At 73.1% G+C, this 12,423-nt stretch carries 15 protein-coding genes; 6 read left to right on the plus strand and 9 right to left on the minus strand.

Annotated features, from left to right (window positions below; translation table 11 throughout):
* Positions 1–21 precede the first annotated feature (21 nt).
* The 3 genes from ABD976_RS03120 to ABD976_RS03130 all read right to left on the minus strand — a co-directional run bounded on the left by ABD976_RS03120 (position 22) and on the right by ABD976_RS03130 (position 2,073).
* Positions 22–813, minus strand: coding sequence for a sensor domain-containing protein (locus ABD976_RS03120; protein WP_345356779.1), 792 nt, complete (start codon positions 811–813; stop codon positions 22–24).
* A 178-nt stretch (positions 814–991) separates the two neighbouring features.
* Entirely contained in the window at positions 992–1,195 is a 204-nt protein-coding gene (locus ABD976_RS03125; protein ID WP_345356782.1) for a DUF397 domain-containing protein, read from the minus strand.
* Positions 1,196–1,215: 20 nt separating this feature from the next.
* Complete coding sequence (locus ABD976_RS03130; protein WP_345356785.1) at positions 1,216–2,073, minus strand: helix-turn-helix domain-containing protein; 858 nt, start codon at positions 2,071–2,073, stop codon at positions 1,216–1,218.
* 178 nt (positions 2,074–2,251) lie between these two features.
* On the opposite strand from ABD976_RS03130, the gene ABD976_RS03135 reads away from it, so the two are divergent.
* The 5 genes from ABD976_RS03135 (at position 2,252) to purM (ending at position 6,319) form a co-directional block, all read left to right on the plus strand.
* A complete protein-coding gene (locus ABD976_RS03135; RefSeq protein WP_345356788.1) occupies positions 2,252–2,473 on the plus strand; it encodes a hypothetical protein in 222 nt (73 codons plus the stop codon).
* Positions 2,474–2,496: 23 nt separating this feature from the next.
* Positions 2,497–2,988: a hypothetical protein gene (locus ABD976_RS03140; protein WP_345356791.1), complete on the plus strand. Its 492-nt coding sequence runs from the start codon at positions 2,497–2,499 to the stop codon at positions 2,986–2,988.
* A gap of 10 nt (positions 2,989–2,998) precedes the next feature.
* Positions 2,999–3,388, plus strand: coding sequence for a sterol carrier family protein (locus tag ABD976_RS03145; RefSeq protein ID WP_345356794.1), 390 nt, complete (start codon positions 2,999–3,001; stop codon positions 3,386–3,388).
* A 130-nt stretch (positions 3,389–3,518) separates the two neighbouring features.
* On the plus strand, positions 3,519–5,114 hold the full coding sequence (gene purF, locus ABD976_RS03150) for an amidophosphoribosyltransferase (RefSeq protein ID WP_345356797.1): 1,596 nt from the start codon (positions 3,519–3,521) through the stop codon (positions 5,112–5,114).
* A gap of 98 nt (positions 5,115–5,212) precedes the next feature.
* Complete coding sequence (gene purM, locus ABD976_RS03155; RefSeq protein ID WP_345356800.1) at positions 5,213–6,319, plus strand: phosphoribosylformylglycinamidine cyclo-ligase; 1,107 nt, start codon at positions 5,213–5,215, stop codon at positions 6,317–6,319.
* A gap of 244 nt (positions 6,320–6,563) precedes the next feature.
* On the opposite strand, the gene ABD976_RS03160 is transcribed toward purM, so the two are convergent.
* From ABD976_RS03160 to ABD976_RS03170, 3 genes are all read right to left on the minus strand, one after another.
* Positions 6,564–7,196 (minus strand): DUF305 domain-containing protein, encoded by a 633-nt coding sequence (locus tag ABD976_RS03160; RefSeq protein ID WP_345356802.1) that lies wholly within the window; start codon positions 7,194–7,196, stop codon positions 6,564–6,566.
* Positions 7,197–7,264: 68 nt separating this feature from the next.
* Positions 7,265–7,654: a DUF6153 family protein gene (locus tag ABD976_RS03165; RefSeq protein ID WP_345356805.1), complete on the minus strand. Its 390-nt coding sequence runs from the start codon at positions 7,652–7,654 to the stop codon at positions 7,265–7,267.
* An 825-nt stretch (positions 7,655–8,479) separates the two neighbouring features.
* Positions 8,480–8,668 (minus strand): DUF3073 domain-containing protein, encoded by a 189-nt coding sequence (locus ABD976_RS03170; protein ID WP_345356808.1) that lies wholly within the window; start codon positions 8,666–8,668, stop codon positions 8,480–8,482.
* Between the two features lie 223 nt (positions 8,669–8,891).
* Between ABD976_RS03170 and ABD976_RS03175 the strand changes: the two genes are divergently transcribed.
* On the plus strand, positions 8,892–9,761 hold the full coding sequence (locus ABD976_RS03175; RefSeq protein ID WP_345356811.1) for a DUF8083 family protein: 870 nt from the start codon (positions 8,892–8,894) through the stop codon (positions 9,759–9,761).
* Positions 9,762–10,077: 316 nt separating this feature from the next.
* On the opposite strand, the gene ABD976_RS03180 is transcribed toward ABD976_RS03175, so the two are convergent.
* The 3 genes from ABD976_RS03180 to ABD976_RS03190 are packed head-to-tail and all read right to left on the minus strand — an operon-like array spanning position 10,078 to position 12,367.
* Complete coding sequence (locus tag ABD976_RS03180) at positions 10,078–10,863, minus strand: methyltransferase domain-containing protein (RefSeq protein WP_345356814.1); 786 nt, start codon at positions 10,861–10,863, stop codon at positions 10,078–10,080.
* Positions 10,864–10,877: 14 nt separating this feature from the next.
* Positions 10,878–11,810: an asparaginase gene (locus tag ABD976_RS03185; RefSeq protein ID WP_345356817.1), complete on the minus strand. Its 933-nt coding sequence runs from the start codon at positions 11,808–11,810 to the stop codon at positions 10,878–10,880.
* Positions 11,807–12,367 carry an RsiG family protein gene (locus ABD976_RS03190; RefSeq protein ID WP_345356820.1) on the minus strand — a complete coding sequence of 187 codons (561 nt, stop codon included), beginning with the start codon at positions 12,365–12,367 and terminating at the stop codon, positions 11,807–11,809. Before ABD976_RS03190 ends, ABD976_RS03185 begins: the two co-directional genes overlap by 4 nt.
* Positions 12,368–12,423: the final 56 nt, after the last annotated feature.

Below are 12,423 nucleotides of genomic sequence, written 5' to 3' on the forward strand. Positions count from 1 at the left end.
GGGGACCACCGTCGGGCCATGTCACGCCCCCGATCTGCTGAAGAACCGCTCGGCGATCCGCTGGGCGGCGGGCGCGCCGTCACCGCCTTGGCAGACCGCTGCTTGCAGCAGCGAGCTGCCGTCGAGCCGGGCTTGGCGGAAGCAGGCCCAGTCGTTGCCGTCGTCCTCGAACGCGATCCAGATCAGCCGGTCCGGGGTCGCCGCGTACACCTCGTAGACCCAGTTCGAGACGCTCTCGCCCGAGGTCTCCCGGTCGGTCGCGGTCCGCACGGCGGAACCGCAGCCGCCGACGCCCTCCGCCAAGGTGCCGAACGCGGCGGCGGCCGCATCCCGTTCCGGGTATTCGCCGAGCACCTGGATCACCACGTGATCGGCGATCTCCGCGGAATCCTGGTAGGTCACCGCGTGGAACGTGCTCCAGCCGGGGGCGTAGACGGCGCGCGTCGCCGGTCCGACGGCCACCGCGCACTCCGCCGGGTCGGCCCCCAGGGGCGGTGGCGGTTCGCTCCAGCTCGTGCCGTCGTGCAGCGTGACGCCTAGGACCTCGCTGGCTTCTTCGGGCGTCAGCACGCTGGCCTGCACCGTTCCCGGGATCGCGCGCATCGCCGCGGGCCAGGCGAGCCATCCCACCAAGGCGACGATCACGGCGAACTGCACGGCGGCGAGCACCACCCAGTGCCGCCCGCGCGGGGACAGGAGGCGGCGCACCCGGGACGGCCGGGATGGCGGTGGCGGACCCCAGTCCGGCGGGGGCGGATACGCGGTGGAGGTGTGCGGGTACCGCTCCTCGTCGGGCGGCTGGCTCTGCGTCACCGGCATCACTCCTGCACATCGCGGCGCGGAAGATCCAGGAAGAGCATCGCACCAGGCGCGGGGGCGAAGGGGGCTTTTCGGTCAGCCCGCGAAAATTGGGATGTGCGGCGAGGTGCGGAGGCGCTGACGCGAAAACGCCCCGGTGCGGGGGATTCCCGACCGGGGCGTCCGTGCGGCGTCAGCCGTTCAGCTTGCCGCCCTTGGTGGCGTCCAGGAAGTCGCTCCACCTGGCGGCCGTGATGGCGAGCGTGCCGCCGTCGCGGTCCTTGGTGTCCCGGATGCCGATCGCGGTGGGAGTGAACCCGACCTCGACGCAGTTGCCGCCGTTGCCAGCGCTCCGGCTGCTCTTGCGCCACACGGCGCCGTCGAACTGGGTGCTCATGCCGCCACGCCCCTTTCCCGCTAGCCGCCCTGCAACTCGTCGACCACCCGCTCCAGCAGGGCTGTGCTGTCCAACGGGCTCAACGCCGCTGCTCGCAGGCGATCGAAGGTCAGCGTATAGGTGTCGACGTCCTGTTGGCGATCGTGGTAAGCGGCTGAGGTGAGACTTTCGGTATAGGCGAGTGTCGGCCCCGTATCGTTCGGGAACCGCAGCAATGCGAATGCTAGCCCAGTTGCCGGGTGAGCTCCGGCGGTGAAAGGCAGGACCTGGAGTTCGCACTGCGCAGGTCGGCTTGCCGTGAGCAGGAACCGCAGTTGGTCGGCCATCACGGCGGGTCCACCGACGACCCGCCGCACTGCTGCTTCGCTGATGACGGCGAGCACGCGTGCGCTTCCTTCGCCGGTCAGCCGTTCTTGCCGCTCGCTGCGGACTTTGACCTGCTTGTCCAGCTCGTCCTCGGACAGCTCCGGATTCAGCGCACTGGTGATTTCGCGGGCGTACTGCGATGTTTGGAGCAGACCGGGAATCAGCTCGGTCTCAAAGGTTCGGATCTCGGTCGCGGCGGACTCCAGCCCGACGTAGCGGCGGAACCAGCCGGGGACGGCGCCCCGGTACGCCTGCCACCAGCCGCGCTGGTTCGCGCCCTTGGCCAGCGCTTTCACTTCCTCGGTGGCCTCGGGTGATGCGCCGTAGAACCGCAGCAGGGCGTCGAGTTCGGCGCGTTTCGTGGGCACGTCGCCGAGCTCGATCTTGCGGATCTTCGAATCCGAGCACTCCAGCTCCGCCGAGGCTTCGGGAACGGTCTTGCCTGCGACTTCGCGCAACTCGCGCAGAGCGTGGCCTTGGGCGCGTCGGCGCGCGGTCGGGCTTTCTGCCATGGTTCGCATCCTTCCGCACCCGTTGGCGCAAGACGATCACCCGACCAAGCGAATGCGCTTCATTACTGAGAACCAGTACGTTCCGATCACAGTCAATCGGGAATGAGAATTGTTACCCGGAACGGAAGGGTGTCGGATGGCGGAGATCCGAGGTGCTTTCAGATATCGGCGGGGAATCGTGCCCGAATCCCGGCGGGTGTTCCACGTCCCCGCTGCGCAGGAGGAACCGCTCGGGATCGTGACCTCCTTGTGCGCGGCCGGATTCCGGGTCGAACAGGTCGAGTGGACCTTCGGGCCCGCCGGGGTTCCGTGCATGGCGTGCGCGGCGGCGGCCGGAGTGCTGCGCCGGGAGCTCGAATCGCGGGAGGCCGCGACGCGGCTGCTGGCGGACCGGTTCTGAGGCGCGGGAAAGGAGGGCGGGAATTGCTCGCGATATTCCTGGACGTGGCCCTCGCGTTGGGCCTGCTGGCGGTGTTGCTGCTGGATCCCCAGCCGCGTCGGATCGACTTCGCGGCGGAACCGGAGGCCCCGGCACCGCCACCGCGTCGCGGGTGGCGGGAACCGGCGCTGCGGCTGTGGACGCGTTCGGGTTCGCGGTGGCACGTGGTCGAATCGGCCCGGGGCGCCGGATTCCTGGTGGCGTGCGGGCACGTGGCTCCCGCACCCGCCGCGCCCGACGACTGGCTGGTGGCCGCGCTCGCGCCGCAGGACGGACCGGTGACCGGGTGCGAGGCGTGCGGGTTCGCGGCGGGCGTGCCGCTGGTGGCGGCGGGGATCCGCCCGGGAACGCCGACCGGGCTGGTGTGGTTGGAACGCCAGCCCCCTCGGCGTCGGCGCCGGGGTGGTCGGCACCGCCGCCGCGAAGCGCCCGCCGCGCCGCCGCCGGACGCCGTCGCCGCCGGGCGGGCGTCGTAGGGTCTGGTCCGTGGCTGGACGTCGTGGGGTTTCCGCTGAGGAGGTGCGGGCCGCCGTGGTGGCGGTGGCGCCGTGGTTGCGCGGGGAAGCGGACCGGCCCGGCCGGGCCGAGGTGGCCGCCGCGGTGCGGCTGAGCCTGCGCACGCTGGAGCAGATCGCGCCGGGCAGCAGCGTGGAGGTGCGGGTGCCGCCGTTCGCGGCCGTGCAGTGCGTCGAAGGCCCCCGGCACACCCGGGGCACCCCGCCGAACGTGGTCGAGCTGGACGCCCGGACCTGGCTGCTGCTGGCCACCGGTCTGCTGTCCTGGGACGCCGCGATGGACGGGGGCGCGGTGAGCGCGTCGGGCACCCGCGCCGACGTCTCGGCGTGGCTGCCGCTGGTGCGGATCGACGGATCGTGACCGGCCGGGCGCCCGAAGTGCCTGGTGAGCGCCGGTATGAGACGCCCGCCACCCTGGAGGTGGCCGCCAGCGCCCGCTGCGCTGTTTACACTGAGGTGTAACTCCGGCTCCGTCCCCGAGGGAGTTTTCGGTGGTCACCGACCGGCCAGATCCGGACCTCGCACGCAGCGACCGCACCTCGTCCCCCGAGGCCGACCCCGTCGAACACGACGTCCCCCGCGATGAATGCGGGGTCTTCGGCGTGTGGGCACCGGGGGAGGAAGTCGCGAAGCTGTCCTTCTACGGGCTCTACGCCCTCCAGCACCGAGGCCAGGAAGCGGCGGGGATCTCCGTCGGCGACGGCTCGCAGGTGCTGGTCTACAAGGACCTCGGCCTGGTCAGCCACGTGTTCAACGAGCAGGTGCTGGCCTCGCTGCGCGGCCACGTCGCCGTCGGGCACGCGCGCTACTCCACGACCGGCGGCGGGAGCTGGGAGAACGCCCAGCCCACGTTCCGCACGATGGCCGGGGGCGGCGGGCTCGCGCTCGGCCACAACGGCAACCTGGTCAACACCGCCGAGCTGATGGCCCGCTCGGCCGAACTGGGCGCCGACGCCGTGGCCGCGAACTCCTCCTCGCCCGCCAACGGGTGCGAGCGCGCGACCAGCGACTCCGACCTGGTGTGCGGGCTGCTCGCCGCCGCCGCCGCGGACAAGGGCATCGAGCAGGCCGCGATGGAGCTGTTCCCGACCGTGCGCGGCGGCTTCTCCATGGTGTTCTCCGACGAGACGACGCTGTACGCGGTGCGCGACCCGCAGGGCGTGCGCCCGCTGGTGCTCGGCAGGCTGGAGCGCGGCTGGGTGGTGGCCAGCGAGACGGCCGCCCTGGACATCGTCGGCGCGTCGTTCGTCCGCGAGGTGGAGCCCGGCGAACTGCTGGCCATCGACCAGCACGGGCTGCGCTCCCAGCACTTCGCCAGCCCGAACCCGAAGGGCTGCGTGTTCGAGTACGTCTACCTGGCGCGGCCGGACACCGCGATCTCCGGGCGCTCGGTGCACAGCACCCGCGTGGAGATCGGCCGCAAGCTCGCCGAGGAGCACCCGGTGGACGCCGACCTGGTGATCCCGGTGCCCGAGTCCGGCACCCCCGCCGCGATCGGCTACGCGCAGGCCAGCGGCATCCCGTACGGCAACGGCCTGGTGAAGAACTCCTACGTGGGGCGCACCTTCATCGAGCCGTCGCAGACCATCCGCCAGCTCGGCATCCGGCTCAAGCTGAACCCGCTGCGCGAGGTGATCCGGGGCAAGCGCCTGGTCGTGGTCGACGACTCCATCGTGCGCGGCAACACCCAGCGCGCGCTGGTCCGGATGCTGCGCGAGGCGGGCGCCATCGAGGTGCACGTGCGGATCGCCTCACCGCCGGTGAAGTGGCCTTGCTTCTACGGCATCGACTTCGCCTCCCGCGCCGAACTCGTCGCCAACGGGCTGGACAACGACGGGGTGCGCCGCTCGATCGGTTCCGACAGCCTCGGCCACGTCTCGCTGGACGGGCTCATCGCCGCCACCGAGCAGCCGCGCACCCGGTTGTGCGCCGCCTGCTTCGACGGGCAGTACCCGATCCCGCTGCCCGACAGCGACCAGATCGGCAAGTTCCTGCTGGAAGGCGTGGACGAGCGCGGCGTGTCCGGACCGGCCGAGCCCGTGCTGCCCAGCGGCTACGGCGCCGAGGACGCCGTGCGCCGCCCCTGACGGAGCCTCCCGCTCAGCTCCGCCCCGCGCGTAGTGTGGTCCGTGCCACACGTGCTCGTGGCGGCGAACCGCAAACACCACCAGATGTGGAGTCAGTCGTGTCCGAAGACCTGCTCGCTGGGTCTGCCCAGAGCCCGAAGGCCACCTACGCGGATGCGGGGGTGAGCATCGAGGCCGGGGACGCCGCCGTGGAGCGGATGAAGCCCTGGGCGCAGCGCGCCACCCGGCCCGAGGTGCTGGGCTCGCTGGGCGGATTCGCCGGCCTGTTCCAGCTCAAGCTGGACCGGTGGAAGGAGCCGGTGCTGGCCTCCTCCACCGACGGCGTGGGCACCAAGCTCGCCGTCGCGCAAGCGGTGGACGCGCACGACACCGTGGGCATCGACCTGGTCGCGATGGTCGTCGACGACCTCGTGGTGTGCGGGGCCGAGCCGCTGTTCCTGCAGGACTACATCGCCGTCGGCCAGGTCGTCCCGGAACGGGTCGCCGACCTGGTCAAGGGCATCTCCGAGGGCTGCGTGCGGGCCGGCTGCGCGCTGCTGGGCGGGGAGACCGCCGAGCACCCGGGCATGATGGCCCCGGGCGAGTACGACATCTCCGCCACCGGCGTCGGCGTGGTGGAGGCCGACGCGATGCTCGGGCCGGACAAGGTCCGCCCCGGCGACGTGGTGATCGCGATGGGCTCCTCCGGCCTGCACTCCAACGGCTACTCGCTGGCCCGGCACGTGCTGCTGGACATCGCGCGGATGCCGCTGGAGGGGCACGTCGAGGAGTTCGGCCGCACCCTCGGCGAGGAGCTGCTGGAGCCCACCCGGATCTACGCCAAGGACTGCCTCGCGCTCGCCGCCGAAGCCGAGGTCCGGACCTTCGCGCACATCACCGGCGGTGGACTGGCGCAGAACCTGGCGCGGGTGATCCCCGCCGGGCTCACCGCCGTGCTGGACCGGGGGAGCTGGACGCCGGACCCGGTGTTCCGGCTGATCGCCCAGCGCGGCCGGGTCGAGCCCGAGGAGATGGACCGCACGTTCAACATGGGCATCGGCATGGTCGCCGTGGTCACCGCCGAGGACGTGGACCGCGCGCTGGCCGTGCTCACCGCCCGCCACGTGCCCGCCTGGATCCTCGGCGAGGTCGCCAAGCAGCCCACCGTCGAGGGCGCGACCGAGGACGACCGCGTCGTCCTCCGCGGCGACCACCCGAGGTTCTGAGACCCACTCACCCGCCAGCACGGGGCCACCTGCCAGCGGGGCCGCCTCACCCGTCCGATACCTGAGTGAGGGGCACCCTGTACCCAGTAACGAGGTACAGGGTGCCCCTCACCTGCTTCGCATCACCCGGAAGTGAGGTAGGTGAGGGGCACCCTTGTCCCAGTAACTTGGGCAAGGGTGCCCCTCACTCACTTCCCGGACGGGTGCATCCCCCGGCGGTGGGTCCGCCGGGGGTGCGTCGGGCTCAGCGCAGGAGCGCGTTCATCTCGTCGATCTCGGCCTGCTGCGAGTCGATGATCCGCTGGGCCATCGCCTTGGCCTCCGGGTTCGCCCCCTCGGCCAGCTCGGTCTCGGCCATCTGCACGGCACCCTCGTGGTGCTCGATCATCATCTCCAGCCACATCCGGTCGAACTCCGCGCCCCGAGCCTGCTCCAAGGCCGCCATGTCCTCCGGCGTCATCATCCCGTGCATGCCCTCGTGACCGCCGTGCTCGGGCATCGAGTGCTCCTGGGGCATCTGGTGCCCCTGCGGCGGCGCCGGGCGCCATTCCGCGAGCCAGCCCTCGAGCTGGTCGATCTCCGGCTGCTGGGCCGCGCGGATGCGCTCGGCCAGGTCGAGGACCTCGGCGTTGCCGGTCCGCTCGGGCACCATGTCCGCCATCCGGAGGGCCTGCTGGTGGTGCGGGATCATGCCTTCGGCGAAGGCGATGTCGGCCTGGTTGTGGACCGCCTGCTCGCCCTGCTGCGGCGCGGGCTGCTCGGTCCGGTGCTGCTGGTGGTCGGCGGGCGGCGGCGGGGACTGCTCCCCACCGCATCCGGCGATCCCGGCCAGCGCCGCCGCGCTGAGCAGTGCGGCGGCGGTCGTGCGTGCGTGCATCGTGTTCTCCCTGCGGGTGCGTTGTGCGCTTGCGACCGGAGGGCCGGGGCGTCCCCGACCAGGCTCCGTCACAGCCGGAGCACCCGCAGGGCGTAGACGGTGGGGGTGGTGCGCGCCGGAGGTCGCCGACCGGGGGCGGCCCCCGGGTGCTGCCCCGGACCCGGCAGCAGGGTGCGCGGGGCGCGGGGGAGACGGCCCCGCAGCGCCAGCAGTCCGGCGGCGCCGATGAGGATGGCCAGGCACAGGTGCAGCACCGAGTGCGCGCCGCCGTCGTCGGCCGGTTCGTCCGGCTGGTGCGCGGCGCCGTGGTGGGCCTGCGCCGACTGCGCGGCGGCGGGCGGGGTCGGCTCGTGCTCGCCACCACCGTCAGCGCCGTGCCCGACCGGGAGCTGGTGCATCGCGACGACGCCGAACAGCACCAGGGCGAGCAGCACGAACCTGGCCGTGGCGCGGGGCACTGCCGACCTCCTCGGGCTCGGTTCCGGACAGCCGCCACCATACCCCCGCGGGGTAAAGCGACACGTCGGGCCGGGCTCTCACCGATCCGGGTGAGGGGCCCCGGGAATGCGGGCCCGGGCCCGCGCGTTGTGCTGGATGACCGGCGTGCGCGTGCCCCCGGGCTCCAACACACGCCTGCAGGGAATACCGTCCGGCTGGAGCCCTGCAGCGCCATCCGCCGAGAGGCGGCCCGCACGTCGGTCCCCACTTCTTCCCCGGCTCACCCGCCGAGGTTCGCCGATGGCCTGCGTGGGGTTGCCGGTCTCCGCGCTGCGCCGATCGCCCCCGATGCACCAGGAACGCACCCGGCGTCGGCGCCGCGGTGCGCTCACCGCATCGCCCGGTAGCCGCGGGCGGGATCCCGGGGCTGTACCGCCCGGCCGCGGTCGGGCAGCGGACGGCCCGGTGCCGGTGGCCCGCGTAGGGCTCCAGGGCGGCTTCGGAGAGGACCCCCAGCTGCTCACCGCGTAGGTCTGCTCGGTCGCGAGGTCTGCCGGGGCCCGGCGCGCCGTTGCCCGGCTCACCCGTTCGGGACGTGAGTGAGGGGCACCCTTGACCAAGTAACTGGGGCAAGGGTGCCCCTCACTCACATTGACCTGGGCCGCTATGCCGAGTGGCGCCACCGGTTGCCGGTGGCGCCACTCACGGCGGTCCTCCTCTATCGAAATGCCCGCGAACCTCGGCACTCCCGCCCGCTCGTGCATGTCGGGTCGAACAGACGCCCAGCGGCACACCCCCGCCCAACGGACAGCGCACCGCGCCGCCCGGTGGAGGGGGAGTGTGCGTCAACGCCGGTCGTAGTCGCCGTACCCGTCGTCGTACGAGTCGTCATCGCGGTCCTCGTCGGACCACTCGCCAGATGGACCCGAGGTGCCCAGCTCGCGCTGCAACGCCTCGATGTCCATGGCGGGGGAACTGTACTTAAGCTCGCGGGCCACCTTCGTCTGCTTGGCCTTAGCCCGGCCGCGCCCCATGGCTCGACCCCCTCGCACAGGGTGTGCGGGGCGGACAGGGGAATGTCGGCCCCGCATGATCTCGACAACTTTTCCTGTAACTACCGTACCGTGCCGAGGCGGTTCTACGCGACGTGGTGTCGGCTCGGGGCGGCGTGTCGTGGGTGACCTCGCACTCCGCTCCCGAACCGCCGGTGGCGGAGCCTGCCGGAGCCCCGGTCGGGGCTCATGGCACGATGCTCGTGTGCCTGAGCCGTTCGTCGCCTACCTGCGGGTGTACGAACCGCTGTCGACCTTCGACTCCCCGCTGCGCGAGCAGCTCGGCGCCGCGCTGCGGCGCGGGACGGTCGATCCGTTCGACGCGGGGAGTGTCGAGGAAGGGGTGTGGCTGCGCACCCAGGTGTCCGCGCCGCCCCAGCTCCTGCCCGGTGACGCCGTCGCCGAACCGGACGTCGGACCGGTCCTGAGCCTGGACCCCGAGCAGGTGCCCACCGCGCCCGCCGCCGCGGTCGGCCCCGGGCCCCTGGTCTGCCCGCTGGACCTGCGCGGCCGGTCCGCCGCCGCGCTCGTCGGCTTCCTCGGATCGGCCGAGCCGCCGCTGCGCTCGGCGGCGCTGGCGGTGCCGGTGGACAAGGCGAAGGTCCAGGCGAGTTCCGTGGTCGCCGAGCAGTCCCGGGGCGCGGTGCACGTCCTGTCGTCGACCTGGACCGTGCCGCTGCCCTGGTTCGTCCTGGTCGACCCGACCGAACGCGTGGTCATCACCGAGGAGCGCCGCCGGGTCTGCTGGCGCGTCGCGATGGCCGACGCGCGGCGCCGCATCGCCCGCGGGCACTCGGTGTGCCGGAAGTCGATCGGCGAGGAGGGCCCGACCCGCATCCTGCGCGAGACCGGGCGCTGGCTGGAGCGGTTCCACCCGCACTCGGCGGTGGAGCTCGACTACGGCGGGCTGGTCCAGATGATGAACGGCGGCGACTTCGACGCCGACACCTCCGCCGAGGACGTGCACGCCATCATCGACGCGATGGAGGCCGGGGACATGGGCGAGGTCGGCGAGCGCTACGAGGCGTTGCGGGACTTCTGGTCGGAGTTCGCTTCCCGCGAACGCCACAACTGAACCCACCCCGTCCGGGTGATCTTCCCCCGGAGTGAGGGGCACCCTTGCCCGAGTGAGGACCGCTTTCAGAACGGCCTGCGTGGCGGTGCGGGTGGCGGGACCTCAGCGGCCTTCTCGCTCCGGGAGCCGCTCCTGATGTACCCACTTCGTACACGGCGTCACGGCTGTCCTCGCGAGAAGACCGCTGAGGACCCGCGGCGGTGCAAGCTGACAGCGCCTCACCGCATGCGGCTCCGCCGCATTCTGCAAGAACCCCTGACCGGGACAAGGGTGCCCCTCACTCAGTTCCCATCCGGGTGAGCCAGCCGGGTGGTCGTCAGAGGTGGCAGCGGAGTTCGCCGTGGGGGACCGCGAACCAGCCGTCCGGGTCCTCGGCCCAGGTGCGCCAGGCCGCGGCGAGCCGGTCGAGCTCGGCGGGGTCGGACAGCCCGCGCGCCACGGCCTGCTCGGCCAGCGCGGACCGCCGCACCCGGTCCGCCCACAGGCCGCCCCACCAGGCCCGCTCCTCGTCGTCGGCGAAGCACCACGTCGAGGCCGAGCAGCGCACCTCGGCGAACCCGGCCGCCCGCGCCCAGGGCTTGAGCATCCGGCCGGCGTCCGGGAACGCCCGGTTGCCGCGCGCGACCTGCCGGTACAGCTCCAGCCAGCGGTCCAGCCCCGGGTGCTCCGGCCACCACCGCATCCCGCCGTAGTCGGCGTCGCGCACCGCGACCACCCCGCCCGGGCGGCAGACCCGGCGCATCTCGCGCAGCGCGGCCACCGGGTCGGTCAGGTGCTGGAGGACCTGGTGGGCGTGCACCACGTCGAACGAGTCGTCCGGATGCGGCAGGGCGTAGACGTCGGCGACGGCGAACTCGGCGCCCGGGTGTTCGGCGCGGGCCCGCGCCACCGGCTCCGGTGCGTTGTCCACGCCGAGCACCCGGCCGGGCGCGACCAGCCGGGCCAGGTCGGCGGTGATGGTGCCGGGCCCGCACCCGACGTCGAGCACGTCCAGGCCGGGCCGCAGGTGCGGCAGCAGGTGCGCGGCGGAGTTCTCGGCGGTCCGCCAGCGGTGCGAGCGCAGCACGCTCTCGTGGTGGCCGTGGGTGTAGGTGTCGGCCATGCCGGGGCGTCCTCCTAGCCGACCAGCGCGTCGTCGAGCAGCCGGACCGCGCCGACCGGCGCACCGCCGCCCAGCACCGGTTCCTCGGCCAGCGCGTCCAGCGCTGGGCTGCGCACCCCGAGCAGCCGCAGCGCGCCCACCGCGACCGGCAGCCGCGCGCGGTCCGCCCCGTCGGCGATCTTGAGCGCCACCGCCGCGCCGTCGGGCAGGCCCAGCGCCATCACGCCCTCCGCGCCGATCTTGGTCACCAGCCCCGGCACCGCGCGCATCAGCTCGGTGTCGGCCCGGCCGGTGCCCGCCACCAGCCACGGGTGCGTGCGCATCGCGGCGGCGACCGGGTGGTCGGCCAGCGCCCCGAACATCCGCGCCAGACCGGTGAGGCTCAGCGCGTGCAGCGGGGCACCGCAGCCGTCCACGGAGGACACCGCGATCGGCTCCCCGGCGAGCCCGCCGACGGTCTCGCGGATCGCCACCTGCACCGGGTGCTCCGGGGCGAGGTAGTCCGCGGTGGACCAGCCGAGCTGCACGCAGGTCGCCAGCATCGCGGCGTGCTTGCCGGAGCAGTTCATGGTGATCCGGCGCATCCCGGTCCCGGCGTGCGCGGTGCGGGCGGCCTCGCCCAGCGGCCAGTCCGGCGGGCAGCGCAGGTCGTCCTCGGTGAGGTCGTGCCGGTCCAGCAGGTCGCGGACCCGCTCCAGGTGCTCCTGCTCGCCGCTGTGCGAGGCCGCGGCCAGCGCCAGGTCGATCGGCGGCAGCTCCAGACCGGCGTCGAGCATCCCGGCGAGCTGCGCCGGCTTCAGCGAGGAGCGCGGGAACATCGGCGAGCCGGTGTCGCCGACGGCGAAGCGGACGCCGCCGTCCGGCCCGAGCACCACGACCGAACCGTGGTGCAGGCTCTCCCGGAGCCCGCTGCGGAGCACCTCGACGAGCGGGGCCGGTGCGGTCACGGCTGGTCCCTCTCGCGGGCCAGCAGCGCGTCCACCGACGCCGCGCCCTCCCGGTAGCGGCGGGCGATCTCGGCGTTGAGCCGGTCCACCACCTCCTGCACCTCGCGGCGCCGCGTCGACACCGAGTCCTCCTCGGCGGTGTAGGCGGCCAGCGCGCGGTCCAGCTTGTCCCCCGAGAGCGAGGTCACATCGGACAGGTCCACATCGGAGACCAGCGCCTCGACGTGCCTGCGGTGCGCCTCCGCGCGCGAGGGCTCGGTGGTCTGGTGGCGGCCCGAACCGGCGGCCGGGCCCATCGCGCCGTCGGACAGGATCTGCACGAGCTGCTCGACGACCGACGCCGAGCCGCCGTCGCGCCGCCTGCGCTGCTCGGCGTGCACGATGTCGATCCGCGCGTGCAGCACCCGGCGGAGGTAGGACAGGTCGGTCTCCTCCTGCGCCGCCTCGTCGCGCAGCTCCCGGACCCCGCCGAGGTCGCGGTGCTCGATCCCGCTGGCGTAGTCCGGGGACAGCACCCTGTCGATGCGGCGGCGCCCACCCGGGCGGACTTCGATCACCTCATCAGCCTCCGGTCAGTCGTGGCGCGCTCGCCAGGAGCGGGCGCGGCGCTGCC

Source organism: Saccharopolyspora cebuensis (genome assembly GCF_039542665.1).
Classification (GTDB): Bacteria; Actinomycetota; Actinomycetes; order Mycobacteriales; family Pseudonocardiaceae; genus Saccharopolyspora; species Saccharopolyspora cebuensis.